The 26450-nt window shown below is 71.6% G+C and carries 20 protein-coding genes; 9 read left to right on the top strand and 11 right to left on the bottom strand.

Annotated elements, in window-relative coordinates; genetic code table 11:
- The gene (dnaG, locus tag SKED_RS06860) at positions 1-1971 is read right to left on the bottom strand and encodes a DNA primase (protein ID WP_012866407.1); all 1971 of its coding nucleotides are present in this window, start codon (positions 1969-1971) and stop codon (positions 1-3) included.
- Positions 1972-2271: 300 nt separating this feature from the next.
- On the opposite strand from dnaG, the gene cofG reads away from it, so the two are divergent.
- The 3 genes from cofG to SKED_RS06845 are packed head-to-tail and all read left to right on the top strand — an operon-like array spanning position 2272 to position 6973.
- A complete protein-coding gene (cofG, locus tag SKED_RS06855) occupies positions 2272-4707 on the top strand; it encodes a 7,8-didemethyl-8-hydroxy-5-deazariboflavin synthase CofG (protein ID WP_012866406.1) in 2436 nt (811 codons plus the stop codon).
- Complete coding sequence (locus tag SKED_RS06850; RefSeq protein ID WP_012866405.1) at positions 4704-5459, top strand: alpha/beta fold hydrolase; 756 nt, start codon at positions 4704-4706, stop codon at positions 5457-5459. The genes cofG and SKED_RS06850 overlap by 4 nt, the downstream gene beginning before the upstream one ends.
- Positions 5456-6973 carry a flavin-containing monooxygenase gene (locus SKED_RS06845; RefSeq protein ID WP_012866404.1) on the top strand — a complete coding sequence of 506 codons (1518 nt, stop codon included), beginning with the start codon at positions 5456-5458 and terminating at the stop codon, positions 6971-6973. The genes SKED_RS06850 and SKED_RS06845 overlap by 4 nt, the downstream gene beginning before the upstream one ends.
- A gap of 34 nt (positions 6974-7007) precedes the next feature.
- Here SKED_RS06845 and SKED_RS06840 read toward each other — a convergent pair whose 3' ends face one another.
- Entirely contained in the window at positions 7008-7973 is a 966-nt protein-coding gene (locus tag SKED_RS06840; RefSeq protein ID WP_012866403.1) for an isoaspartyl peptidase/L-asparaginase family protein, read from the bottom strand.
- An 80-nt stretch (positions 7974-8053) separates the two neighbouring features.
- Between SKED_RS06840 and SKED_RS06835 the strand changes: the two genes are divergently transcribed.
- A complete protein-coding gene (locus SKED_RS06835) occupies positions 8054-8668 on the top strand; it encodes an NUDIX hydrolase (RefSeq protein ID WP_245534615.1) in 615 nt (204 codons plus the stop codon).
- On the opposite strand, the gene SKED_RS06830 is transcribed toward SKED_RS06835, so the two are convergent.
- The 7 genes from SKED_RS06830 to SKED_RS06800 form a co-directional block, all read right to left on the bottom strand.
- Entirely contained in the window at positions 8655-9152 is a 498-nt protein-coding gene (locus tag SKED_RS06830) for an RNA polymerase sigma factor (RefSeq protein WP_012866401.1), read from the bottom strand. The two genes, SKED_RS06835 and SKED_RS06830, sit on opposite strands and share 14 nt — an antisense overlap.
- Positions 9149-9688, bottom strand: coding sequence for a hypothetical protein (locus SKED_RS06825; RefSeq protein ID WP_012866400.1), 540 nt, complete (start codon positions 9686-9688; stop codon positions 9149-9151). Before SKED_RS06825 ends, SKED_RS06830 begins: the two co-directional genes overlap by 4 nt.
- Before the next feature lie 73 nt (positions 9689-9761).
- Positions 9762-11054 carry a deoxyguanosinetriphosphate triphosphohydrolase gene (locus SKED_RS06820; protein WP_012866399.1) on the bottom strand — a complete coding sequence of 431 codons (1293 nt, stop codon included), beginning with the start codon at positions 11052-11054 and terminating at the stop codon, positions 9762-9764.
- Between the two features lie 144 nt (positions 11055-11198).
- Entirely contained in the window at positions 11199-13073 is a 1875-nt protein-coding gene (locus tag SKED_RS06815; RefSeq protein WP_012866398.1) for a glycoside hydrolase family 13 protein, read from the bottom strand.
- Between the two features lie 10 nt (positions 13074-13083).
- The gene (locus SKED_RS06810; RefSeq protein ID WP_012866397.1) at positions 13084-14001 is read right to left on the bottom strand and encodes a sugar ABC transporter permease; all 918 of its coding nucleotides are present in this window, start codon (positions 13999-14001) and stop codon (positions 13084-13086) included.
- A 1-nt stretch (position 14002) separates the two neighbouring features.
- Positions 14003-15610, bottom strand: a complete 1608-nt coding sequence (locus tag SKED_RS06805; RefSeq protein ID WP_012866396.1) for an ABC transporter permease subunit — start codon at positions 15608-15610, stop codon at positions 14003-14005.
- Between the two features lie 117 nt (positions 15611-15727).
- The gene (locus tag SKED_RS06800; protein WP_012866395.1) at positions 15728-16966 is read right to left on the bottom strand and encodes a sugar ABC transporter substrate-binding protein; all 1239 of its coding nucleotides are present in this window, start codon (positions 16964-16966) and stop codon (positions 15728-15730) included.
- A 312-nt stretch (positions 16967-17278) separates the two neighbouring features.
- On the opposite strand from SKED_RS06800, the gene SKED_RS06795 reads away from it, so the two are divergent.
- Both SKED_RS06795 and SKED_RS06790 read left to right on the top strand, forming a co-directional pair.
- Positions 17279-18349: a LacI family DNA-binding transcriptional regulator gene (locus SKED_RS06795; protein ID WP_012866394.1), complete on the top strand. Its 1071-nt coding sequence runs from the start codon at positions 17279-17281 to the stop codon at positions 18347-18349.
- Positions 18350-18449: 100 nt separating this feature from the next.
- On the top strand, positions 18450-20225 hold the full coding sequence (locus SKED_RS06790) for a glycoside hydrolase family 13 protein (protein WP_042438790.1): 1776 nt from the start codon (positions 18450-18452) through the stop codon (positions 20223-20225).
- A gap of 166 nt (positions 20226-20391) precedes the next feature.
- Here the strand turns inward: SKED_RS06790 and dusB are convergent, their stop codons facing one another.
- Together dusB and SKED_RS06780 are read right to left on the bottom strand one after the other, a co-directional pair.
- Positions 20392-21612 carry a tRNA dihydrouridine synthase DusB gene (gene dusB, locus SKED_RS06785; RefSeq protein WP_012866392.1) on the bottom strand — a complete coding sequence of 407 codons (1221 nt, stop codon included), beginning with the start codon at positions 21610-21612 and terminating at the stop codon, positions 20392-20394.
- Positions 21609-22580 (bottom strand): ferredoxin family protein, encoded by a 972-nt coding sequence (locus SKED_RS06780; protein ID WP_012866391.1) that lies wholly within the window; start codon positions 22578-22580, stop codon positions 21609-21611. Before SKED_RS06780 ends, dusB begins: the two co-directional genes overlap by 4 nt.
- Positions 22581-22692: 112 nt before the next feature.
- On the opposite strand from SKED_RS06780, the gene SKED_RS06775 reads away from it, so the two are divergent.
- The 3 genes from SKED_RS06775 to SKED_RS06765 all read left to right on the top strand — a co-directional run bounded on the left by SKED_RS06775 (position 22693) and on the right by SKED_RS06765 (position 26321).
- Positions 22693-23100 carry a RidA family protein gene (locus tag SKED_RS06775; RefSeq protein WP_012866390.1) on the top strand — a complete coding sequence of 136 codons (408 nt, stop codon included), beginning with the start codon at positions 22693-22695 and terminating at the stop codon, positions 23098-23100.
- A 55-nt stretch (positions 23101-23155) separates the two neighbouring features.
- A complete protein-coding gene (locus SKED_RS06770; RefSeq protein ID WP_012866389.1) occupies positions 23156-24049 on the top strand; it encodes a MerR family transcriptional regulator in 894 nt (297 codons plus the stop codon).
- Positions 24050-24146: 97 nt separating this feature from the next.
- Entirely contained in the window at positions 24147-26321 is a 2175-nt protein-coding gene (locus SKED_RS06765; protein ID WP_042438787.1) for a glutamine synthetase III family protein, read from the top strand.
- Positions 26322-26450 lie beyond the last annotated feature (129 nt).

Here is a 26450-nt window from a genome sequence, read left to right as displayed (position 1 = left end):
TCAGTCGCGGGCGCTCTGCTCGCGGAGCTCGCGGCGCTGCTGCTCGAGGGTGAGCAGGTCGGTGAAGGCCTGGTTGTAGGCCTCAGCCTCGGCGACGGGGTCGAGGCGCTGCAGGCGAGACCGGGCGTTGCCGATCTTGCGGGTGATGCCGAGCTCGACGAAGGCGCGCACGACGCCCTGGACGTAGTCGTCGATCGCGCCGGGGCGGTCCTCGGGCAGCGGTGCGACCGCGAGCTCGTTGACGAGGGCGAGGACGGGAGGTGAGCACTCCTCGGTGATGAGCCCGACCCACTCGGAGTCCTGGCGCTGCGCGGCGGTCGCGAGGCCGCCTGCGGCACGGATCGCCTCGTGGACGGCCCGCCAGGCGGGCACGGTGAAGGCGTCGCCCGGGAGGTCGTCGACGGCGGCCGCGGGGATGTGGTGCGGGTGCTGGAGGATCACCTCGAGCGTCTGGCGCTCGAGGCGGGCGATGGGGTCGGACTGGCTGGGCCGCTGGAAGCCGTCGCCGGAGTCGGCACCGGGCAGGCGGGCGCCGCCGTCGCCGCTCTGCTCGGGCGCCTGGCGGCTCGGTCGACCACGGTCGCCTCCGCGCTGCTGACCGTTGCCCTGGCCGCGACCGGCGGTCTGGACCGCGCGCAGCACGGACTCGCCGTCCATACCGAGCCAGCCGGCGAGCATGCGGGCGTACTCGGGGCGCAGCGCGGTGTCGCGGATCCCGGCGACGACGGGTGCAGCCGCGCGCAGGGCGGCGACGCGGCCCTCGGCGGTGTCGAGGTCGTAGGTCGCGAGCGTGGTCTTGATGACGAACTCGAAGAGCGGCTGGCGTCCCTCGACGAGGGCCTGGACGGCCTGCGGGCCGCGGGCCTGGCGCAGGTCGCAGGGGTCCATGCCGGAGGGCTCGACGGCCACGAAGGTCTGGGCGTAGAACTTCTGGTCCTCGCCGAAGGCGCGCATGGCGGCCTTCTGCCCGGCGGCGTCCCCGTCGAAGGTGAAGATGATCTCGCCGCCCGAGGACCCTCCGCCGGCGAGCTGCACGCCGCCGCCTGCGCTGGTGTCGCCGACGAGGCGGCGCGCGAAGCGCACGTGGTCGGGACCGAAGGCGGTGCCGCAGGTCGCGACGGCCGTCGTGACCCCGGACAGGTGCGCGGCCATGACGTCGGTGTAGCCCTCGACGACCACGATCTGCTTGTTCTTGGCGATGTCCCGCTTGGCGAGGTCGATGCCGTAGAGGACCTGCGACTTCTTGTAGAGCGCGGTCTCGGGGGTGTTGAGGTACTTGGGGCCCTGGTCTTCCTCGTAGAGCTTGCGGGCGCCGAAGCCGATGGTCTCACCGGTGACGTCGCGGATGGGCCAGATGAGCCGGCCGCGGAAGCGGTCGTAGATCCCCCGGTTGCCCTGGCTGACAAGGCCGGAGGCGGTGAGCTCGGCCTCGGTGAAGCCCTTGCCGCGCAGGTGCTTGAGGGCGGCGTCCCAGCCCTTGGGGGCGTACCCGATGCCGAAGTGCAGGGCGTCGTTGCGGTCGAAGCTGCGCTCGGCGAGGAACGCGCGCGCGGTCGCGGCCTCGGGGGTGAGCAGCTGCTCGGCGAAGAACGCACCGGCGATGCGGTTGGCCTCGAGGAGGCGCTGGCGCTTTCCGGGCTCCTCGGTGCGGCGCGGGCCGCTGCCCTCTTCGTAGCGGAGCTGGATGCCGACGCGCCCGGCCAGGTACTCGACGGCCTCGGAGAACCCGAGCCCGTCGATCTTCTGCACGAAGGAGATGACGTCGCCGCCCTCGTTGCAGCCGAAGCAGTGCCACCGGCCCACCTGGGGGCGCACGTGGAAGGACGGGGAGCGCTCGTCGTGAAAGGGGCACAGGCCCTTCATGGAGCCGACGCCCGCGGGGCGCAGGGTGACCTGCTCGCCGACGATCTCCTCGATGCGCGCCTTGTCACGGACGGCGTCCACGTCTTCGCGTTTGATGAGACCAGCCACGTCGTCGAGTCTAGGCCTCCCGGGGCCGCCGGCCGACCGCGGCGTCTACGCCTGTGGAGGACGGGGTGGAGGAGCGCTCGCGAGCAGACCAAGGCACGACGCCACGATGCTCCTCCGGCCGGTCAGACCCGGCCCGACCTCACCCGCGCGGGTACAGTCACCTCCAGCTGCCCTCGCCGTCGCAGGCACCTGTCCCAGCCCTGCTGGGCGCGGCGGTCGAGACCGCCAGCAGGTGCCCGCCCGGCACCGGGGGCACCTACGATCGGACGGCCGGAGAGCCGCCCAGTGCCTGGAGGACAGATGACCTGCGATGCGATCGACGCGGCCCTGACCCGGGCCGAGCAGTCCGGGACGACCACCCAGGACGACGCGACGCTCCTCCTCGCAGCGCGCGGCGACGAGCTCGAGCGGCTGCTGGTGCTCGCCTCCCGGATCCGTGACGAGGGGCTCGAGCGTGCCGGCCGCGCCGGCGTCATCACCTACTCCAAGAAGGTGTTCGTCCCGCTCACCAAGCTGTGCCGGGACCGTTGCCACTACTGCGTGTTCGTCGAGACCCCGGGGAGCCTGCGCGCGTCGGGCGAGCAGTCGTTCATGGAGCCCGAGGACATCCTCGCGGTCGCCCGGGCCGGCGCCGCGCTCGGCTGCAAGGAGGCGCTGTTCACCCTGGGCGACCGGCCCGAGGACCGGTGGCCGTCCGCTCGGGCGTGGCTCGACGAGCACGGGTACTCCTCGACCCTCGAGTACGTGCGGGCGATGGCCGTGCTGGTCCTCGAGGAGACCGGGCTGCTCCCCCACCTCAACCCGGGCGTGATGTCGTGGGCCGAGCTCCAGCGCCTGCGGCCGGTCGCCCCGTCGATGGGCATGATGCTCGAGACGACCGCGACCCGCCTGTGGTCCGAGAAGGGCGGGGTGCACTACGGGTCCCCGGACAAGGACCCGGCGCTGCGCCTGCGCGTCCTCGAGGACGCCGGCCGCTCGAAGGTCCCCTTCACCACGGGTGTGCTGCTGGGCATCGGCGAGGACGACGCCGAGCGCGCCGAGGCGCTCTTCGCCATCCGCGCCTCGCACGAGCGCCACGGGCACGTCCAGGAGACCATCGTCCAGAACTTCCGCGCGAAGCCGCGGACCGCGATGCAGAACGACTCCGACCTCGAGCTCCAGGAGTACATCGCCGCGGTGGCCGTCGCCCGTGTGGTCATGGGACCCGACGCGACCGTCCAGGCACCGCCGAACCTCACCGACCCGCACGAGCTCGGCCTGCTGGTCCGCGCCGGGATCGACGACTGGGGCGGCGTCAGCCCGCTCACCGCGGACCACGTGAACCCCGAGCGTCCCTGGCCGCACATCGGCGACCTCGCAGCGTTGACTGCGACCGCCGGATTCGAGCTGCGCGAGCGTCTCACCGCCCACCCGCCGTACCTCGCGGACGCCGGGACCTGGGTCGACGACCGCATCCGCCCGCACCTCGACGCGCTCACCGACACGGAGACCTTCCTGGCCGTCGAGGACGCCGAGGTCGTCGGCAGGCCCTTCGAGCCCGTGCTCGTCTCTCGGGCGACCCCCCGGAGCCCCGACGCCCCGGCGGGCACCGGAGCCAGCCCTCGCCTCAGCCGCGAGGTCGCCGACGTGCTGTCCCGTGCCACGGACGCCCCGGCCGGGCTCTCCGACGCGGACTACCTCGTCCTGCTCTCCGCCGACGGCGCCGACCTCGACGCCCTCGCTGCCCTCGCCGACGCGGTGCGACGCGAGTCCGTCGGCGACGACGTGACCTTCGTGGCCAACCGCAACCTCGACGCCTCGCTGTTCTCGCCGAGCCGCCTCACGGTCGGTCGCGTCACGGAGCTGGTCGCCGAGGCGCAGGCCCTCGGGGCCACCGAGATCTGCGCACAGGGCGCCGTGAGCGGCGAGCCGGGCTACGACTACCTCGACCTCGTGCGGGCTATCCGCACGCAGGCCCCGGAGATGCACCTGCACGCCTTCCGGCCGGCCGAGCTGTACGCGGGCGCGGCCCGCCAGGGGCTGACCCTCGACGAGTACGTCGCAGTGCTGCGCTCGGCCGGGGTGGACACGGTGCCCGGGACCGGGGCCTTCGTCCTCGACCAGGACGTCCGCGAGGTCCTGGGCGGTCCGTCGGTGCTGACGGTCGACGCGTGGGAGCGCGCGATCCTCACCGCGCACCGCGCCGGCCTGCGCTCTACCGCGACGCTCGTCTACGGCTCCGTCGAGACGCCGGAGCAGCAGCTGGCGCACCTGCGCCGCCTCGCGGCGATCCAGGACTCGACCGGTGGCTTCACCGAGATGATCGCCATGCCCTTCGTGCCGCACGACGCGCCGACCGTCACCGGGACGCGCGGCGGACCCTCGCTGCGCGAGACCCGTGCGGTCCACGCGGTCGCCCGCCTCGTGCTCACCGGTCGGATCGACAACCTGCAGACGGCGTGGACCAAGCACGGGATGCGCACCAGCCAGACGCTGCTGCTGGGCGGGGCGAACGACCTCGGTGGGCTGCTGCTCGACGGTGCCCTCGACCCCGAGGTCGGGGCGGAGGCGTACCGTGCCCTGGACCGGGCCGACGTCGTGCGCCTCGCCGACGAGATCGGGCGCCCGGTGCGTCAGCGCACCACCGACTACGGGGCCGCCGACACGTCGGACCTCCTCACCGGCGGTGGGGACGGTCACCCCACTGTCGAGCCCTGGCTGCGCACCGACCTCATCAGCGGCGCGCGCCTGCGATGACCTCGTCCGTCGCCGAGCCGTCCCGCCCGACCCCGGTGGTGCTCGTCCCGGGGTTCTCGGGTGGCGGCGCGGAGTACGCCTTCGTGCAGCCGATGCTGGCGCGGCGCGGGCCTGCGGTCGTGGTCGACCTGGAGGGTGCGGACCCTGCTGACCTCGCAGCGCTGGTCGAGCGCGTCGCGGGAGTGGTGCGCGCCCAGGCTGGCCCGGTCGTCCTCGTCGGCGCGTCTTCCGGGGCGCTCGTGGCGACCGCGGTCGCTGCGGCCGAGCCGAGGGTGCGCGGTCTCGTGCTGCTCGGCGGGTGGGTGGCGCCCGACGCGCGGCTGCGCGAAGGTCTCGACCTGCTGCTCGCCGTCGGCGAGCGGTCGCCCGAGCTCCTGCCCGCCCTCGCACGGCTGCTGCTGCTCAGCCCGTCGGCGACGACGGCGCCAGGCGCACCGCTGCTGGCCGCCGACCCGTCGGCCACGGCGCGCCTCGCCGCCACCCGCTCCCTCGACGTCTCGGGCGCTGCGGAGGCGGCACCGGGCACCGATGCCTGGACCACGCCCACGCTCGTGGTGGCCGGCAGCGCCGACGCGCTCGTCTCCCCCGCGCTCACGCAGGAGCTCGTCGGGTCCTTCGACGACGTCCGGTACGCGGTGCTCGACGCCGGGCACGCGCTGCTCGCCGAGCGACCCGCGGAGGTGCTCGCGCTCGTCGAGGCTTTCGTGGACGGTCGTGTGGACCCCGGGGCCGTCCCGACGGTGCAGGTATGAGCGCCCCGACGACGAGCACGGCAGACGCGCCGCACGTCGGCACGCCCACCGGCACCCCGACCGACGTCGAGACCGTCGTCGTCGGGGCGGGCTTCGCCGGGATCGGGACCGCGGTCCGCCTGGCGCGTGCCGGGCGCACGGACTTCGTGGTGCTCGAGCGTGGCGACGGCGTCGGTGGGACCTGGCGGGACAACAGCTACCCCGGCGTCGGGTGCGACGTGCCCTCGCACCTGTACTCGTACTCCTTCCGGCCGCGCGCAGGGTGGTCCGCGGTGTTCGCACCGGGCGAGGAGATCCGCGAGTACCTCGAGGCGACCGTCGAGGACGAGGGCATCGGACCGCACCTGCGGCTGGGCACCGAGGTGCGGTCGATGCGCTGGGACGAGGCCGAGGCCCGCTGGTACGTGACGTCGTCGGCAGGCGTCTTCCGGTGCGTCGCGCTCGTGGTGTGCGCCGGGCGGCTGTCGGAGCCGCGGCTGCCTTCGGCGCGCGGGCTGGAGACCTTCGCCGGGCCGGTGTTCCACTCGGCGCGCTGGGACCACTCGGTCGTGACGGCCGGTGCTCGCGTGGGCGTCGTCGGGTCGGGGGCGTCGGCCGTGCAGATCCTGCCGCAGGTCGCGGGCGACGCCGGCGAGGTCGTGCTGTTCCAGCGGAGCGCCCCCTATGTAGTGCCGCGCGGGAACCGCGCCTATTCCGACGCCGAGCGCCGCGGCCTCGAGCGGGTCCCCGGGGCCGTCGAGCGCCTGCGGTCGCGGCTGTTCTGGGAGATGGAGCAGGGGCTGGCCGCCCGGCACGCCGTGCCCGGGTTCGTCGACCGGCTGCGCGAGACCGCTCTCGGGCACCTCGCCGCCCAGGTCCCCGACCCCGCGCTGCGCGAGACGCTCACCCCGGACTACGAGATCGGCTGCAAGCGCGTGCTGCTCTCGGACGACTACTACCCGGCGGTCGCCTCACCCGTCGTGACGGTGGTCCCCGCCGCGCTCGAGGAGGTCCGCGGGCACACCGTCGTGGCCGCCGACGGGACCGCCCACGAGCTCGACGTCCTGATCCTCGCGACGGGCTTCGTGTCGACGCGCCCGCCGTGGGCCGAGCAGGTGGTCGGCCGGGACGGCAGCACCCTGGCCGAGCAGTGGATCACGGGCATGAGCGCCTACGCCTCGACCAGCGTGCACGGGTTCCCGAACCTGTTCGTCATCAACGGCCCGCAGGCCAGCCTCGGGCACAACTCCGCGGTGTTCATGATCGAGACGCAGATCGAGCACGTCCTCGGGGCCCTCGACCACGTCCGGTCGCACGGCGTGGTCGAGGCGACCCGCGAGGCCGAGGAGTCGTACTCCGCGTGGCTCGACGAGGCCGGCGCCGGCACGGTGTGGCGCACCGGAGGCTGCACCAGCTGGTACCGCGACGACCGCAACGGCCGCCTCACGCTGCTGTGGCCAGACTTCGCCTTCACCTTCCGCGAGCGCTACGGGCGCTTCGACCCGGACGGGTACGGGCTCGCTGCGGCGGGGTGACCGTCTGAGGCCTTCAGTGCCTGCTGGCTGACGCTCAGGCGACGACCTCGGTCTCGCAGGTGCTGGTCGCGTATCCCCGGAACATCGCGGCCGAGCAGAAGCCGAGGACCACGCCGCCGGCGCTGTCGACGGCGATGAGCCCGCCGTCCCCGCCGGTCGCGACGAGGTGCTCGTCGATCGCCGACTCGACGGCGTCGTGCAGGGTGTCTCCGCGGTAGCGGATGCGGGCGGCGACGTCGTGGGCGAGCACCCCGCGGAGGAAGAACTCCCCGATACCGGTGCAGGAGATCGCGACGGTGCTGTTGTCGGCGTAGGTCCCGGCGCCGACGACGGGTGCGTCGCCGATGCGCCCGACCATCTGGTTGGTCACGCCGCCGGTCGAGGTGGCCGCGGCGAGGTTGCCCTGGCTGTCGCGGGCGACGGCCCCGACGGTCCCGTGGCCGACGACCGTGCCGGGGGCGGGTGACTCGGGTGCCGGCCAGCGTGGCGTCGAGGCGTCGGCCCCGAGGGCGTCGTCGAGCTGGGCTCGTCGGCGCGGGGTGACGAAGTAGTCCTGCGGTGCGGTCGGCACGCCCCAGCGGGCGAGGAGGTCGGCGTCGGGGTCGGCGACGAGCACGTGCCGGGTCTGCTCCCTGACGGCCCGGGCCGCGAGGACGGGGTTGCGTGCACGCGTCGACCCGGTGACGGCGCCGACAGAGCGGTCCGTGCCGGACATGACGGCCGCGTCGAGCTCCACGGTGCCTGCGCTGGTGAGCGCGGCGCCGCGCCCGGCGTTGAAGTGCTCGTCGTCCTCGAGGACGAGGACCGCCGCGGTGACCGCGTCGAGGGCGGCGCCGCCATCGTGCAGGACGGCGCGACCGGCGTCGACGGCACGGCGCAGGCCGGCCTCGTAGCCGGCGGTCTCCTCGGGTGTCAGCGGACGGGGTCGCGGGCCGGCTCCGGCGTGGATCGCGAGGGACCACTGCTGCTCGGGCGTCGGGGGCAGGTGGGTGAGGTGCATCGGTCCAGTCTGGCGGACGGGTGGGCACCGTGCTGGGGCTGGGCACTCGACGGGTCCCGACCGCCCGCTAGTGTCGTCGGGTGACCGAGACGCCTGCCCCGCACCCTCTCCCGTCCACGGCCTCTGGGCCTGGAGACGACCCGCGGACCGTGGTCCTCGCCGAGCAGCTCGCGTCGTGGGCACCCCGGTCCCCGCACCTCGCGACGCTGCGCGTCGAGTACCTGGCGTACCTCGCCGACGGCGGCACGGCCACGCGCGACGCCTCCCCGCAGCACCTCACGGCGAGCACCTTCGTCCTCAGCCCGGACCTGCGGCAGGTGCTGCTCTGCTTCCACCGCAAGGGCCAGTTCTGGGTCCAGGTCGGCGGGCACGTCGAGCCGGGCGACTCCGACGTCGCGGCTGCGGCCGCCCGCGAGGCGCACGAGGAGAGCGGGCTGGTGGACCTCGGGCTGCTCCGCCGCACCCCGGTCGACCTCGACCGCCACGGCCTGGGCGACGCCTTCGGGCGCTGCGCCGTGCACTGGGACGTCGGCTACGTGGCGCTCGTGCCAGCGGACAGCGTCCCGGTGGTCAGCGAGGAGAGCGACGACGTCGCGTGGTGGCCGGTCGACGCCCTGCCCGCCGAGGTGCCCCCGCAGCTCCACGGCCGGTTAGCGCGAGTCCTGGCCGAGCTCACCGACCTCACCGGGGCGTAGGGGCGAGCACGTCGCGCAAGGTCTCCTTCGCCCGCTGGTACCGCCCTCGGGCGGTCGAGGCGGGGATCCCCAGCAGGTCCGCGGCGTCCGTGAGCGAGAACCCGTCCCAGTGGACGAGCCGGACGAGCTCGGCCAGGTCCGGGTCGAGCCTGTCGATCGCGTCGCGGATCTCGACGCCGTGGTCGGCGGACGACGCGGTCCGCTGGCCCAGGGTCGACCGGAGGCGGTCAGCGAGCCGGGACCGGCGCGACGACCCTCGCTGCGCGTGCAGCAGGACGTTGCGGGCGATACCGAACAGCCACATGCGGGCCTCGGTCGGCGCGGTCGGGAGCGCGTCGACGCGGGACCAGGCGGTGGTCATCACGTCCGCGAGGGCGTCGGCGGCGTCCTCGCGGTCGAGGCGCCGGAGGAAGTAGCGCAGGAGGTCGTCCGAGCACTCGCCGAGCGCCGCGGTGAGGAGCTGCCGGGATCTGGTCGAGGTCATGAGCAGACGAGCTCGGACTCGTAGCTCGCCGACTGCCCGAGGATGCCGTGCGCCTCCAACGCTGCACGGATCCGCAGCTGGAGTGCCATGGAGACCCCGATGTCGTAGCCCTTGTCCTCGGGGAAGAAGTCGTGCGGCACGTCGTGGTGCTCCAAGGCTGCCGCGACGTCGGCGTCCGTGAGGCGGGTGCTGGCGACCGTGTCACGGATCACCTCGCCGAACTCCTCGGAGACCGCCGTGAGGTTGCCGAAGCGGAGCTCGCACGTCGCACCGCTCGGCGGTACGTAGCTGATCGAGACGAGCGGGTCGTCCTGCGCCCAGGGAGACCACTGGCTGCCCGCAGCCGCTGCGGCGACGGCGCCTACCCCGAGGAGGGACGCCGCGATCGCCGCCGCGGCGACAGGGCGTGCGGGACGACGCCTGCGGGCGGGCGCCGAGCGGGCCGCCATCGCCGCGACCTGCCGGCGTTCGTCCGGGGTCAGGTCGCCTGCCGGGTCGGCGTCCTCAAGGAAGGTGTCCAGGTCGTCGATCTGCATGTCTGCCTCCGGTCGTGGGGTGGTCTACCCCGTACATTCCCGGACGGGCGAGATTCGTCCACGCAGATCGAGGTCAGACGTCGAGCTTGCCCGGCTGGACGAGGCGGGCGTGCCACTGGGCGGCTGAGACGTCGGTGAGGGAGGCCACCTGGTCGACGACGACACGCAGGCGGGCGGCGTCGTCCTCGGCCTCCTTCCAGTCGATCGCGAACGACGGCTCGAGGGCGATCGGGGCGCGGTCGCTGAGGACCTCGACGAGGTCGGCGACGAGCTCGCGCTGACGGATGTAGAGGGGCTCTCCCTCGCGCGGCGCCATGATGTAGGCGACGGCGAGGCCCTTGAGGACGAGGATCTCGGCGAGGGTCTCCTCGGGGACGATGAGCATCGCCGCGTACCGGGTGAGCGGGCCGTCGCCGTACTGCGCGCGGGTGGCGCGCTCGGCGGCCTTGGCGAACCGGCCGATGAGCTGGCTGGTGGTGTCCTTGAGGGTGGCGAGGGCGCGCCGCGACCCGTCGAAGCCCTGGACCAGCAGGCCGGCGTCGTCGAGGCGCTCGATGGCGTCGCGGAGGCCGTCGGGCGAGACGAGGTGGCCGTACCAGGTCTGCACGGCGTCGATCACGCGGGCGCGCTCCTCGTCGCCCTCGAGGATCTTGAGGTCGAAGCGTCCGCCGACGATGCCGTCCTCGACGTCGTGCACGGAGTACGAGATGTCGTCGGCGAGGTCCATGACCTGCGCCTCCAGGCACTTGACGCCCTCGGGGGCGCCGTCGCGCAGCCACTCGAAGACGGGCATGTCGTCGGCGTAGACGCCGAACTTGTGGGTGGGGCGACCGTCGAGGCGCAGCGGGCCCTGCCGGTACGCCCACGGGTACTTGACCGACGCGTCGAGGCTCGCACGGGTGAGGTTGAGGCCGACGGCGCGGCCGTCGTCGGCGAAGACCTTGCCCTCGAGGCGGGTGAGCAGGCGCAGGGTCTGGGCGTTGCCCTCGAAGCCGCCGATGTCCTTGGCGATCTCGGCGAGGGCGCGCTCGCCGTTGTGCCCGAAGGGCGGGTGCCCGAGGTCGTGCGCCAGGCAGGCGGTGTCGACCACGTCGGGGTCGCAGCCGAGCGCCTTGCCGAGCTCGCGACCCACCTGCGCGACCTCGAGGGTGTGGGTCAGGCGGGTGCGGATGAAGTCGTCAGACGCCGGGCCGAGGACCTGAGTCTTGGCCCCGAGGCGGCGCAGCGCCGAGGAGTGCACGATGCGCGCGCGGTCCCGCTCGAAGGGGGTCCGCGCCTTGCTCTTGGGAGCCTCGTCGACCCACCGCAGACGGTCGGCCTGCGTGTAGCCGGACTCGGCGGTGTCGCGTTCGTGGGTGTGTGGCACAGGACAAGCGTAGCCAGCGGCTGACCAGGTGCTCTACGCGACGTCGCAGACCGGCCAGCCGTCGGGTGACGCCTTGCTCCGGAGACGGGCAGAGCCCGGGTGCACCTTGTGGGCACCCGGGCTCTGACGGTCTGGGCCGTGGTCCTAGCGGAGGCGCCAGGCGTGGACTCCGGGGCCGCCGGCGGGGAGGGCGTAGCCGCCGTCGACGGGCTCGAGGTCCGCGTCGCCGTAGAGGGTGACGGGTGCGCCGTCGGGCGCGATGGCCTCGGGCAGCACCGCACCGCACCAGGGTGCGCGGGCGACGAGCACCAGGACCGTCTCGTCCGGAGACTCGCGCAGGAACGCGACGGCGTCGTCCTCGACGAGCACCCAGCGCAGGCCACCGGTGCGCAGGGCGACCGAGGAGCGGCGCAGCGCGACGAGGCGGCGGTACACGTCGAAGGTGTCCCCGTCCCAGCGGTCCGGCTCGTCCCACGGCATGGTGACGCGTGCGTGCTCGCCGTTGAGACCCTCGGCGCCGATCTCGTCACCGGCGAAGACCACGGGCGTGCCCGGGTAGGTGAAGAGAAGGCCGGCGGCGACCTCGACCATGTCGAGGCTGCCGACCAGGGACCGCAGGCGCGGGGTGTCGTGCGAGCCGAGCATGTTCCACTGCGACGCGACGACCTTCCAGGGGACCACGGAGTCGAAGTCGCGCATGGCGGCGACCATGTCGCGCCCGGATCGGCGCGGCAGGGAGGTGGGCAGCCCGAGGGCCGGCACGGCGCTGTCCTCGGCGACGACCCACGACCACACGGGCCGGGTGAACGCCGAGTAGTTCATGTTGGCGTGCCAGCCGTCGCCCATCATGTCGAGGCCGGAGTCGTGGAAGTGCTCAGACACCAGCACCGCGTCGGGGTTGATGTCCTGCATGGTGCGACGGACGGTCCGGGCGACCTCGTGCGTCATGTCTTGGTCGGCGTACCGGCCGGTCATGTTGGCGACGTCGACACGCCAGCCGTCGAGCGCGAAGGGCTCGGAGATCCAGCGCCCGATGACGGAGTCGGGCCCGTCGATCATGCGGCGCGCGAGCTCGGGCGACCTGTAGTCGAGCTTGGGCAGCGAGGCGTGCTCGAGCCACCCGACGTAGCCGGGCTCGTCGTCCTGCCAGTAGAAGAAGGACCCCTCGGGGCTGGACCGGTCGGCCTGCGCACGGCGGAACCACTCGTGCCCGTCGCCGGTGTGGTTGGTGGTGATGTCGCCCATGATGCGCATGCCACGCTCGTGCACGGCGCCCGACAGGGACGCGAGCGCCTCGTCGCCACCGAGCAGCGGGTCGACCTCGTCGAAGCTGCTCGCGTCGTAGCGGTGGTTGGAGCGCCCCGGGAACACGGGTGTGAGGTAGAGCGTCCCGACACCGAGGTCCTCGAGGTGGTCGAGGTGCTGCTCGATCCCGGGCAGGTCACCTCCGTACAGCTGCGTGCCGACGCCCGGACCGGAGCCGATGGGCTCGTCGGCCCACTCCGCGTCCTGCGCCCACTCGGGCGTCGGCTTCTCGGCGATCCCGCGCGCGAAGCGGTCGGGGAACACCTGGTAGACGAGGCTGCCCGTCATCCACTCCGGCGCCGCGTCGAACACGGTGAGCCGGAAGTCGGAGACGTCGGGCACCTCGCGGGAGAACAGCCCCTTGCCGTTGAGCCAGCGGTAGCCGCCGGGCTCGTTGACGAAGAACCTGTAGCTCGTCACCGGGTTGTGCACCAGCACCTGCGCCTCGTACCAGCGGTCGGTCGACGTGGTCTCGACCAGCTCGGCGGCCGACATGCGCGGCTCGCCGTCCCGCACGACGCGTAGGTGGATCCCGCGCTCGGTGCCGGCGAGCGGGACCCGGACCCGCACGGTGACGGACTCCCCCAGGCTCGGCGTCGGGTTCGACACGTAGAGCGCCGAGCCGTCGTGGTGCGGGTCACCGAGGAGGTGTCCCGCACCGGCGGTGCCGGGCTGGGCGAGGTGACGGGCGGGCTGGGGGTGCGCAGAGCTCATGTGGAGAGGGTCATCCCTTGACGGAGCCGGCGGTGAGGCCGGAGACGATGTACTTCTGGAGGAACAGGAAGAGCAGGATCACGGGGATCGCGCTGAGCACGGCACCGGCGGCGAACTGGCCCCACGGTGCGTTGCGCTCGTCGGAGGCCCACTGGTAGAGCCCCACCGCGAGGGTGAGCTTGTCGGTGCTCTGCAGCACCGTGCGCGCGATGATGAACTCGCCGTAGGTCCCGACGAAGGACAGCAGGCCCACGACCGCGAGGATCGGTGCGACCAGGCGCAGGATGATGGTCCAGAAGATCTGCGCGTGGCTCGCGCCGTCGATCTTCGCGGCCTCGTCGATCTCGCGCGGCACGGTGTTGAAGAACCCGTACATGAGGAAGGTGTTCACGCCGAGCGCCCCACCGAGGTACACGAAGATCAGCGCGAGCTGGCTGTTGACGCCGAGGATCGGGAAGACGTCCTTGAGGGTCAGCAGCACGAGGAAGATCGCGACGACCGCGAGCATCTGCGGGAACATCTGGATGAGCAGCAGCGCGGTGAGCGAGGCGCGGCGCCCACGGAAGCGGAACCGCGAGAAGGCGTAGGCCGCGGCCCCACCCATGAGCACCGTCGCGACGGCGGTCACCGAGCAGATGACCAGCGAGTTGATCGCCCACGACGCGAAGTCCGTCTCGAACAGCCGCTGGAAGTTGGCGAGGCTGAAGGTGCGGAACAGGTTGTTGGACCCGGTGAGCGTGCCGCCCGGGTTGAGCGAGGCCGACACCACGTAGAGCAGCGGCAGCGCGCAGTAGATGATGACGACGACGCCGACGACGTGCCGCCAGCCGACCTCGCGCCACCACTTCATGCCCGTGGGTGCGTCGCTGCGGTACGTGACCGTCTCACCGGTCGCGCTCGTCACGGTCGACGTGGTCGTGGTGGCCATGTCAGAGCTCCTCGAGGGTACGGGTCCGGCGGAAGCCGAGCCACGAGATGAGACCGACGACGATGAAGATGAGGATCGACACCGCGGCCGCGAGTCCGTACTGCTTCACGCCGCTCTCGAAGGCGACCGAGTAGACCATCGAGATGAGCAGGTCGGTCGAGCCGATGACCAGCGGTGAGCCCGGGAAGTTCGGACCACCCCCGGTGAGCATGTAGATCAACGTGAAGTTGTTGAAGTTGAAGGCGAAGGACGAGATGAGCAGGGGCGCGACCGAGATGAGGAGCAGCGGGTAGATGATCCGCGTGACCACCCGGAACGGGCTCGCGCCGTCCAGCTTGGCCGACTCGATGACGTCGCCCGGGATCGCCTGGAGGGCACCCGTGCAGATGAGGAACATGTACGGGAAGCCGAGCCACAGGTTGACGCCGAGGATCGCCAGCTTGGCGAGCCACGGGTCGGTGAGCCACGGGATGTCCGCGCCCTGGAAGATGATCTCGTTGATGAACCCGAAGCGTTCGTTGAGCATGCCGCGCCACACGAGCGCCGCGAGGAACCCGGGGAAGGCGTACGGGAGGATCATCAGCGCCCGGTAGAGCTTGCGACCGCGGATGCGCGGGTCGTTGAACACGAGGGCCAGGCCGAGGCCGAGCACGAAGGTGGTCGCGACCGACAGGAACGCGAAGGCGAAGGTCCACACGGTGATCTGCAGGAACGCACCGGAGATCCGCGAGTCCGTGAACATCGTGGTGAAGTTCTCGAAGCCGACCGTGACCTGCCAGCCGGGCGTGAGGCGCTGGCCGTCGGCCGACACGAAGTTCCCGCGGTCGTCCGGGGTGTAGACCGTGCCGTCCTCGATGTTCGTGAACGTGTCCGTGGCCTCGTCGTAGGCGAGGGTCGGGGCGAACACGAAGCCGTTCGACGCGTCCTGCGTGCGCAGGCTGCCGCCGCCGAGGTCCTCGGGGAACTCCACGCGCAGGCTGGTGACCTCGGCCTGGCGCTGGGCGACCTCGGCGAAGGTCAGGACGTCGTAGCCGGGCACCGCGGTGACCGAGGCACCGGCGACGGTCGCGTCGGACGCGACCTCGAGCGGCGAGTCCTCAGAGCCGACGAGCGGCTGGCCGTCGCGCACGATGGCGAAGGCGAGACCGTCGTCGTCCGAGAGCACCGTGAGCGGGTAGGAGGCCGAGCCCTCGACACGCTTCTCGGTCTGCAGCTCGATCGACGCGATCGCGTCGGTCTTGTTGAGGATGTGCCCGTCACCGTAGTTCGTGAAAGCGATGTAGCCGGTGTAGACCATCGTGAAGAGCTGGTACACCAAGAGGAAGAGCAGCCCGGGGATGAGGTACTTGAGCGGCACCGCCCGGCGGCTGAAGTAGGCCCAGTCCGCGACCGCGACGGCCAGGACGAGGAACACCGCGATGCCCCACGAGCCGACGGCTGCGGCCGCGAGGATCCCGTAGAGCCCGAAGGCGTTCACCATCGCCATGAGCACGAGCTTGACGATGAAACCGGGCTTCATGGCGCGGGCGGCGGCGTGGTCGGGCCGCGGCTGCGGCTCGCGCACGGCGTCCGCCTCGGGCGGTCGGACGACCGTCGGCTGGTCGGGCATGGTCTTCCCTCCGGGAAAAGGTGCGGGCCCCGGACGACCACGTCCGGCGCCCTGGTGCTCAGGGGCAGGGGTGGGAGCCGTCGTGGCTCCCACCCCTGGTGGTGCTGTGGTGCGGGATCAGGAACCGGCGATGGCCGACTCGATGTTGGAGATCATCGTGTTCCAGCCGGCGACGGGGTCGCTGGCAGCACCGGTGAAGACCTCAGCCTGTCCGACGCCCCAGAAGGTCCAGACCGACGCCATGGCGGGGATGGACGGCATCGGGAAGCCCTCGGCACCGGCCTCGCCGAAGCCGGCGAGGATCGGGTCCTCGACCTTCTCGGCCGACGCGGTGAGCGCGGGCGAGCGGCCGCCGGCCTCGTACAGCGCGTCCTGCGCCTCTTCGGTCGTCAGGTAGTTGGCGACGAACTCGTTCGCGAGGACCGGGTTCTTGGCGTACGCGTTGACGAGCGCACCCTGCACACCGACGAAGGGACGAGCAGGCTCGCCACCGGCGCTCGGGATCGGCAGGACGGTGATGTCCATGCCGGCATCGGTGAACGCCGTCGTGTTCCACGGGCCCGTGATCGTGTAGGCGCTCTCGCCGTCGATGAAGGCCTGCTTGGCGATGTCGCCGTCGATCGAGGCGTCGAAGATGCGCTCGTCGCCCATCTCGCGCAGGAACGTCGCGAAGTTCTCCCCGGCCTCGCCGCCCATGGCGATCTGGTCCGTGTACGACCCGTCCTCGGTCTGCTCGAAGACCGTCGCCCCGAAGGACGTCTGGATCGGGTACATGTGGTACGGGTCGCCCTCGATGCCCTGCTGGATGAGGATCGGGTAGGTGCCGAGGCCCTTGCCCTGCTCGACGAGCTCCTGGAAGGTCTCCGGGGTCTCGGTCGCGAGAGCGTTGTTGCGGACGAGCGCGATGTTCTCGATCGAGTACGGCACGCCGTAGTTCTGGCCGTCGTAGACGAAGGCGCTCGCGGCCGAGGCCACGAAGTCGGAGGACGCGTCGCCGAGGGCGACGGGTGCGACGAGGCCGTTGGTGACGAGCTCACCGAGGCCGTCCGAGGCGGTGATGATGACGTCGGGGCCCTCACCGGTCTGGGCCTGCTGGACGAAGTCCGGGCCGATGTCGCCCGAGGCCTTCTGGACCATGTTGACCTCGACGCCGGTGTCGGCGGTGAAGGTCTCCGCGACGCCGCGGAAGTCGTTGATGCGGACCTCGTCGACCCACATCGTGATGGAGCCGGCCGCGTCAGCGCCGGCCGCCGACGTCGCGGTCCCCTCCGCGGGGGTGTCGTCGTCGCTCGAGCCGCAGGCAGCGAGGGTGAGGCTGGTGACCAGCGCTCCGGCAAGAAGGATGCTTCGTCGCATCGTCTGTACTCCCAGGGTGAGTGGATGGGTCCGGCCGTCTACGGCGAGATCCACCGTCGTTGGCCCTGATAGCCCAGACCGTAACCTCTCGCATCCTCAGGTTGCAAGCCGTTGCAGTAACTTTCAGGCAACGATGCCGTGCACGTTGCAAGATCGTGGATGAGATCCCCGGATTCTTTAGAGATCGCGCCGATCTGTCGTAGCATGAGGCGCTGGCTGTCGCTCTGCAACGGCTTGCAACAGCTCCCGGGTCAACCCGGATCACGCCCATCAGCGCTACGAGAGCCCTGACGCACGACAAGGAGGTCTGGTGTGTCTCTCATCCCGTCCGAAGGCTCAGGTGGCAAGACCCGCCTGACCGACCTCGCCCAGCAGGCGGGCGTCAGCACCGCCACGGTGTCGCGCGTCCTCAACGGCAAGGTCGGCGTCGCGTCCGAGACCCGCCAGGCCGTGCTGGCCGCCCTCGACGTGCTCGGCTACGAGCGCCCCGAGAAGCTCCGCAACCGGTCGGCAGGGCTCATCGGGCTCATCGTCCCCGAGCTCACCAACCCGGTGTTCCCAGCCTTCGCGCAGACCATCGAGAGCATGCTGTCCCAGCGCGGCTACACCCCCCTGCTGTGCACCCAGTCCCCCGGTGGCACCACCGAGGACGAGTACATCGAGATGCTCCTCGACCACTCGATCGACGGCATCATCTTCGTCTCCGGGCTGCACGCAGACACCCAGGCGAGCCGCGCCCGCTACGACAGGCTCCTGGCCCGCGGCATCCCGCTGGTGTTCATCAACGGCTACGCCGACGACATCGAGGCGCCCTTCGTCTCCGCCGACGACACCGCCGCCATGGAGCTCTCCGTCCGCCACCTCGTGTCGCTCGGGCACCAGAAGATCGGCCTGGCCACCGGCCCGGACCGCTTCATCACCGCGCGCCGCAAGCTCGAGGGCTTCCAGGACGCCGTCCAGCGTCACCTCGGCATCGAGGACGCCAGCCCGCACGTCGCCACGTCGCTGTTCACCGTCGAGGGCGGCCAGGCCGCCGGAGGCGACCTCATCGACTCCGGGCACACCGCTATCGTCTGCGGCTCCGACCTCATGGCCCTCGGCGTCGTCCGCGCCGCCCACCAGCGCCGGCTCACGGTCCCCTACAACCTGTCGGTCGTGGGCTACGACGACTCGCCGCTCATCGCCTTCACCGACCCGCCGCTCACCACCGTCCGTCAACCTGTCTCGGCCATGTGCCACGCCGCGATCAGCGCGCTCGTCGCCCTGCTCAACGGCGGCAGCGCCCCCCGGTCCGAGCTGCTGTTCCACCCCGAGCTCATCGTGCGCAACTCCACGGGCGCCTCGCCCGACATGCGCATCCACGCCGCGCAGCGCACCAGCTGACCGGCACGCAGACCACCCCCCGATCCACCGTCTCCGACCCACGAAGGACTCTTCCGCCGTGACCCACCTCGACTCGACCTCAGCCGCTCAGGCTCTCGAGCTGACCACCACCAGCCCCACCGTCTCGGTGATCCACGCGGCGAGCGACGTCGCCCGGGAGTGGTGGCGCACCGCCGTCATCTACCAGGTGTACCCGCGTTCCTTCGCCGACGCCGACGGCGACGGCATCGGTGACATCCCTGGCATCACCTCGAAGCTGGACCACTTCGTGGACCTCGGCGTCGACGCCGTCTGGCTGTCCCCGTTCTACCGCTCGCCCCAGGCCGACGCCGGCTACGACGTGGCCGACTACCGCGAGGTCGACCCGCTGTTCGGCACCAACGCCGACTTCGAGGCGCTCCTCGAAGGGGCTCACGCCCGCGGCCTCAAGGTCATCGCCGACCTCGTCCCCAACCACACCTCGGACGACCACGCCTGGTTCCAGGCCGCGCTCGCTGCCGGGCCGGGCAGCGCCGAGCGCGCCCGCTACCTGTTCCGCGAGGGCCAGGGCGAGCACGGCGAGCTGCCCCCGAACAACTGGAAGTCGATCTTCGGCGGTCCGGCGTGGACGCGCGTGAGCGAGCGCGCCGCCGCGGCCACGGACGGCATCACCGACGGCCAGTGGTACCTGCACATGTTCGACACCCGCCAGCCCGACCTCGACTGGGAGCACCCCGAGGTCCGCAGCGAGTTCGAGGACATCCTGCGCTTCTGGCTCGACCGCGGCGTCGACGGATTCCGCATCGACGTGGCGCACGGCATGGTCAAGGCCCCCGGCCTCCCCGACTGGGACGGCGACGTCGCGATGGTCGAGGGCTCCTCCGAGGCTCCCGGTGCCGTCGACACCGAGCCGCACGAGGCGGCCGAGGACGGCTCGACCGGCGCCGGCAACTCCGGCCCCATGTTCGACCAGGAGGGTGTGCACGACATCTACCGCGCCTGGCACAAGGTCCTCGCGCCGTACGACGGCGACCGCGCCCTCGTCGCCGAGGCCTGGGTCGAGCCGCTGAGCCGCCTCGCGCGCTACGTCCGCAGCGACGAGATGCACCAGGCCTTCAACTTCTCGTACCTCACCACCGCGTGGGACGCGGCCGCGCTGCGCGGCGTCGTCACCGCGTCGCTCGAGGCCTCGGACGCCGTCGGCGCGCCGACCACCTGGGTGCTGTCCAACCACGACGTCATCCGTCACGCGTCCCGCATGGGCCTCACCGGCGCCGCGGTCCGCCCCAACGGCATCGGCAAGAACGACCCGCAGCCCGACGCCGAGCTCGGCCTGCGCCGCGCTCGCGCCGCGACCCTGCAGATGCTGGGCCTGCCCGGCTCGGCGTACGTCTACCAGGGCGAGGAGCTCGGTCTGCCCGAGCACACCGACCTCGACGACGACCTCCGTCAGGACCCGGCCTGGTGGCGCTCCGGCTACACCGAGGCCGGCCGCGACGGCTGCCGCGTCCCGCTCCCCTGGGTCGCCGACGCCCCCGGCTACGGCTTCGGCCCGACCGGCAAGACCTGGCTCCCGCAGCCGGACACCTACAAGGAGTGCGCCGCCGACGTGCAGCGCACCACCGAGGGCTCCACGTACTCCATGTACAAGGCAGCGCTCGCGACGCGTCGCGCCAAGGACCTCGGGCTCGGCTCCCTCGGCTGGGTCGAGGACTTCGCCTCGTCCCCCTCGGTGCTGGCCTTCGTCAACAACGACGTCCTGGTCGTCACCAACTTCGGCGAGGCCCCCGTGGCCCTGCCCGAGGGCGCGGAGGTGCTCATCACGAGCGGCCCGCTGACCACCGCCGGCGACCGCACCGCGGTCCCGCAGGACACCACGGTGTGGGTGCAGGTCTGACGTCTGACGGTGCCGCGGGCTGACTGCCCGCGGCACCGACGAGAGAAGGAGGGCAGTCCCGGTCGGGACTGCCCTCCTTCTCTGTGCACGGTCTCTCCGTGCGTGATCTCTCCGTGCCCGATCCCTCTGCGCTCGAGGCGACGTCGGGTGCGGGCGGAGCCCTGCGTCAGCCGCCGGAGACGCTCAGCTCGGCCTCGAGGAGCTTGGCGCGGTGCTCGTCGCTCAGCTCGCGCGAGGACAGCCAGCCGTCGGGGACGTGCGGCTTCTTGGGGCTGCCCTGGCGTCCGCGCTGCCCCTCGGCGCGCTCGCCCGGGTACGGCTCGTCGTGGTCGAGGGCGTCGAGGTGCTGGCGCAGCTCGGCGAGGGACGACACCATCGCGAGGGCGCGTCGTGCGTCGCCGCCCACGGCGTAGCCCTTGAGGTACCAGGCCATGTGCTTGCGGAGGTCGCGGGTGCCCTTGTCCTCGTCCTGGAAGAACTCGGCCATGAGCTCACCGTGCCGGTAGATGGTCTCGGCGACCTCGTGCAGACCGGGCTTGACCCGCTCGTCCGAGCCGTTGAAAGCAGCCATGAGGTCGGCGAACAACCACGGGCGCCCCTGGCAGCCGCGCCCGACGACCACGCCGTCGCAACCGGTCTGGCGGACCATCTCGAGGGCGTCCTCGGCCGACCAGATGTCGCCGTTGCCGAGCACGGGGATGCTCGTCACCGTCTCCTTGAGCTGGCGGATCGCCGACCAGTCGGCCGTGCCGGAGTAGTAGTCGGCGGCGGTGCGCGCGTGCAGCGCGACGGCGGCGACGCCGGCCTGCTCGGCGATGAGCCCGGCCTCGAGGTACGTGAGGTGGTCGTCGTCGATGCCCTTGCGCATCTTGATGGTCACCGGGACGTCGTGACGTGCACCGGCCTCGACGGCCGCGTCGACGATCCGGGTGAAGAGCTCGCGCTTCCAGGGGAGCACCGCTCCCCCGCCCTTGCGGGTCACCTTGGGGACGGGGCAGCCGAAGTTGAGGTCGACGTGGTCGGCCCGTCCCTCACCCGCGATGATCTCGACGGCCGCACCGACCGTGGCCGGGTCGACGCCGTAGACCTGCGCGGAGCGGGGCGACTCGCCGTCCTCGAAGGTGACGATGCGCAGCGCCTGCTCGTTGCGCTCGACGATGGCGCGCGACGTCACCATCTCGGCGACGTACAGACCGCCGGGGCCGTGCTCACGGCACAGCTTGCGGAAGGCGGTGTTCGTGACGCCGGCCATCGGCGCGAGCACCACCGGCGACGGCACCGTGTACTGACCGATGCGCAGCGGCGGGAGCAGCGGCGTGGCCTGCGCAGACGTGCCGGTCCCGTCCGTGGGCGCGCCGGTCGCTTCGAGGGTGGTCGCGGAAGTCATGCCCCCAGTATCCCACCGCGACCAGCGGTGAGGCGGTCCGTCACCGGGGAGACGACGGTCACGGCGCGCCACGAGCTCCACCCGGCTGGTTCGGCGCCCCGGACGCAGGCGTGCGTCGTCGGCGCCCCGGGGGTCGGGGTCCGCTCCGCGTTCACGACGAACGTCTCGCTGCGGTGCCGGATCTCGACGCGCGCGCTCGTGCCGTCGTCGCTCACGGTCTCGTCCAGGACCTCGAAGCCGTCGACCTCGGTGATGCCGGTGAGCTGGCGCACGGCGTGCTCGGCGACCTGGGCGGGCTGGCTGAAGGCCGAGCGGCCCCGGAGGTGCTCGGAGACGACACGGCCGTCGACGTAGGCGTCGAGCACCGCGGCAGCGGTCTCGTCGACGAGGCGGGAGTAGTGCAGCCCGTGCGGGAGCAGCACGACGTTGGCGGCGAAGCGGTCGCCGCCCACGTGCGTGCACTCCCACACGTCGACGTCGTCCCGGGCCGCCATGCCGGGCAGGAGCGGTCGGCCGAGCTCGGCGCAGCACACGTCGCGACGACCGTGCGTGCACACGAGCGCCAGGGGCAGGTCGTGCGTCTCTCCCTGGGTGGGGCGGTCTCCGGCGACGGCGGCGGTGACGTCGACCGCCAGGAGCTCGTCGTAGGTGTCGATCTCGAACCGGCGCACCCACGGCCCGGCAGGGTGCGTCGCCGCGACGAAGCACACCGGTCGGGTGACGGTCCGCGAGCGCGGTCGGCGGATCAGCACCACCCGCACACCGGGCTGCCCCAGGTGCTCGACCACCTCGTCCGGAAAGATTCCTTCGGGTGCCTCGGAGGGCCAGGGGCCGGGGTGCTCGACGAGCACCCACGCGTCCGCGCGGCCGGCGGCACCGACCATCGGCTCGTCGAGGTCGCGCGAGATCAGGGCACAGCCGACGCGTCGTGGCCTGGGGCGCCCGTCGTCGGTCTCCTTCGCAGTCATCGGAGCGAGGCTACCCTTACCTGCTTCGTGCGGCCGGAGTCGTCCATCCGCTCTGACCAGCGGGTCGATGAGAGGATGGACGATCCCCATCCCCGTACGACGAGAGCGAACCATGCCGTCTGCCGTGACCCTCATCCGTTCCGCAGCCCTGTCGGATGCCGCCGAGTACGCCTACGCGGCCACCGCGCCCGCCGACGCCCGCCTCGTCTTCCTCGCCGGCTCGTGCCCTCTCGAGGCGGACGGGTCGACGGCTGCTGTCGGCGACTACGCGGGTCAGGCCGCGAAGTGCCTCGAGAACATGACCGTCGCCCTCGCTGCGGCCGGCGCGACCGTCGAGGACGTCATCAGCACGCGGGTGCTCGTCGCCTCGACCCGCCAGGCAGACCTGGTGGAGGCCTGGGACGTGGTCCGCGAGACCTTCGGGGACCACGACGTCCCGAGCACGCTGCTGGGCGTCACCGTCCTCGGCTACGACGACCAGCTCGTCGAGATCGAGGCCGTGGCCGCGGTGCGCGACTGACGCGTCCGAGACGCGGCTTGAGGTCGCCCCAGGGGCGTGGCCCAGAGTGGACGGCATGACAGACAACACCAGCACCGACTACTCCGCGGGACGGTTCCGGTCGATGACCGGCCTCTCGGACAAGGCGCTCCGCCTGTACGCAGACCGAGAGATCCTCGTCCCGGCTGCCGTCGACCCGACCACCGGCTACCGCTCGTACGACGCCGACCAGCTGCGCGACGGCATCACCCTCGATCTCCTGCGTCGAGCACGGCTGCCGCTCGACGACCTCCACGCCGACCGGCGGTTCCGGTTCGACGATCACCGCGGACAGCTCGCGATGCGCAGGGCCATGGAGGACTTCTACCTCGACCTCGCAGAACGCGTGGCGACCGGCGACCCTGCGGGTCTCGTGGCTGCGGTGAGCGAGGCGGGCCCTGCGCACTGGGTCGCCGCGGAGGTGCCGTTCGAGGTCTCCTCGAGCACCGACGACCTCGAGGAGACCTTCACGGCGATGGCGGTCGACCTCCCTCACCTCGACCGGACTCTGGTGGACGCTCTCCAGTCCGAGGGCGTCGAGCTGGTCGATGAGTCGTGGACCGTGTCGACGCAGGGCGCTGCGGCGCGGCTGCGCCTCGCTCACCGTGCGCTGTCTCCGGTGCGGGCGAGCACCCTCGAGAAGCTGACGGATGCCGTCAGGTCGTCCGCCGGTCCGACGGTGCGGGTGACGTCCGGGACTCTGCCTGCACGGCGCGAGCTGGTCTACTCCTCGCCGGACGGCGACCCGGCCGACGACCCGGGTCTGACCGACTCGACGCTCTCTCACCTGGGGGTCCTGGCTCTGGCCCGGTACCTCGCAGACGAGGGCGCCGAGACGCTGCACGAGACCGCCCGGCGCCGCGTCCTGTCGACCTCCCTGTTCGACCCGACCGCGACCTCGGAGGACGTCTACGACCTCCGGGCCGGGTAGCCGCTCCACGAAACATGCCCGTAACACAGGAGCCCTTCCCCGTAACACGAGGGCCCTACGGTGCCCGGAGCGAATGTCTACGATGGAGAGCGGGATCATGACTGCCAACCACGTCCGAAGCCAGGCGATCACCGAGGTGCTCACCCGCCCCGCCGTGCAGACGGCTGAGACCCGTCCGCTGAGCGAGACGTGGGCGACCGACGTCTTCAACCTCACGAAGATGGAGGAGGCGCTCTCCAAGACCGCCTTCAAGGCGGTCAAGAAGACCGTCACGACCGGAGAGCCGCTCGACCCGGCCACGGCCGACATCGTCGCCGCCGCGATGAAGACCTGGGCGATGAGCAAGGGTGCGAAGTTCTTCTCGCACGTGTTCTACCCGCTCACCAACATCACGGCCGAGAAGCACGACGGGTTCATCGTCACCAACTCGGACGGTCAGGCGATCACCGAGTTCACCGGCAGCCTGCTCATCAAGGGCGAGCCCGACGGCTCCTCGTTCCCCAACGGCTCGCTGCGCATGACGAACGCCGCCCGCGGGTACACCGCCTGGGACCCCACCAGCCCCGCGTACATCATGTGGACCGCCAACGGCGCGACGCTCATGATCCCGTCGGTCTTCATGTCGTGGACCGGCGAGTCCCTCGACAAGAAGATCCCGCTGCTGCGCTCGATCTCCGCCATGGACGTCTCCGCGCGCCGCGTCCTCACCCTCATGGGCGAGACGGACATCGCCCCGCTCAACGCCAGCTGTGGCCCCGAGCAGGAGTACTTCCTCGTCGACCAGCACTTCGCGGCCGCTCGCCCGGACCTGCTGCTCTCCGGCCGGACGCTCTTCGGCGCCCCGCCCGCCAAGGGCCAGGAGTTCGACGACCACTACTTCGGGGCGATCCCCGAGCGCGTGCAGGTCTTCATGCAGGCCTTCGAGGAGAAGCTCTACCGCCTGGGCATCCCCGCCAAGACCCACCACAACGAGGTGGCCCCCGGCCAGTTCGAGATCGCGCCGTACCACGAGGCCGCGAACGTCGCCGCGGACCACCAGCAGCTGCTCATGACCGTGATGAAGGCGACCGCTGCGGAGCACGGGTTCCTGTGCCTGCTGCACGAGAAGCCCTTCGCCGGCCTCAACGGCTCGGGCAAGCACGTCAACTGGTCGGTGGGCAACGCCACCCAGGGCAACCTGCTCGACCCGGGGACCTCGCCCGAGCACAACCTCAACTTCCTGCTCTTCTGCGGTGCGGTCATCCGCGGCGTGCACAAGTACGGCCCGCTGCTGCGCGCCGTCATCGCGTCGGCGTCCAACGACCACCGTCTCGGTGCGAACGAGGCCCCGCCGGCGATCCTGTCGGTGTACCTCGGCGACCAGCTCGAGGGCGTCTACAACGACATCAAGGCCGGGAAGATCTCGGTCTCCTCCGACGGTGGCGTGATGGACCTCGGCCTGTCGCAGATCCTCAACTTCCAGCGCGACCCGGGCGACCGCAACCGCACCTCCCCGTTCGCCTTCACCGGCAACCGGTTCGAGTTCCGCGCGGTCGGCTCCTCGCAGTCGATCTCCGGTCCCCTCACGGCGCTCAACACGATGCTGGCCGACTCCCTCACCTGGGTCGCCGACCAGCTCGAGACGCAGCTCGAGAAGGGCCTGACGCGCCCCGAGGCCGTCGCGGTCGTCGTCAAGGAGCTCATGGAGCTGCACGGCGACGCCGTCTTCGGCGGCGACGGCTACTCCTCCGAGTGGCACGAGGCTGCTGTGGCGGAGCGCGGTCTGCGCAACCTGCCGACCAGCGCCGAGGCTCTCCCTGTCTACACCGAGCCGGACGTCATTGACCTGTTCGAGCGGACGGGCGTGCTGTCGGCCGTCGAGCTCAACGCCCGGTACGAGGTGTACTCCGAGCAGTACATCAACTCGATCGCGGTCGAGGCCCGTCTGGTCGTCGACATGGCGCGGACCGTCATCTACCCGGCCGCCCTCAAGTACGCCGCTGACCTCGCCACCACGTACGCCGCGGCCAACGAGGTCGGGATCTCCTTCGACACGGCCCAGGTCAAGATCATCGCCGAGAACGCGAACCTGCTGCTGTCGACCGCGACCCAGCTGGAGTCCGCGCTGGAGTCGCACGACTTCGCCGACACCAAGGCGCACATGGAGCACTCGGCGACCTCGATCAGGGGCCTCATGGAGACCGCTCGCGGCTACGCGGACGCCCTCGAGGCCCAGGTCGACGACGCCGTCTGGCCGCTGCCGAAGTACCGCGAGATGCTCTTCATCAAGTAGGGCACCAGTCCCCCGAGCAGGCTGACGACGCCCGCCCGGAGACCGGACCGAGAGATGCGAGCCTGGACCGACGCACCGACGTGTGCGCTGGTCCAGGCTCGTCGTCGTCTGCATGAGCCGGTGGTCGAG

Source organism: Sanguibacter keddieii DSM 10542 (assembly GCF_000024925.1).
In the GTDB taxonomy this organism is placed as follows: domain Bacteria; phylum Actinomycetota; class Actinomycetes; order Actinomycetales; family Cellulomonadaceae; genus Sanguibacter; species Sanguibacter keddieii.
This window is presented reverse-complemented; position numbering and strand designations above follow the sequence as displayed.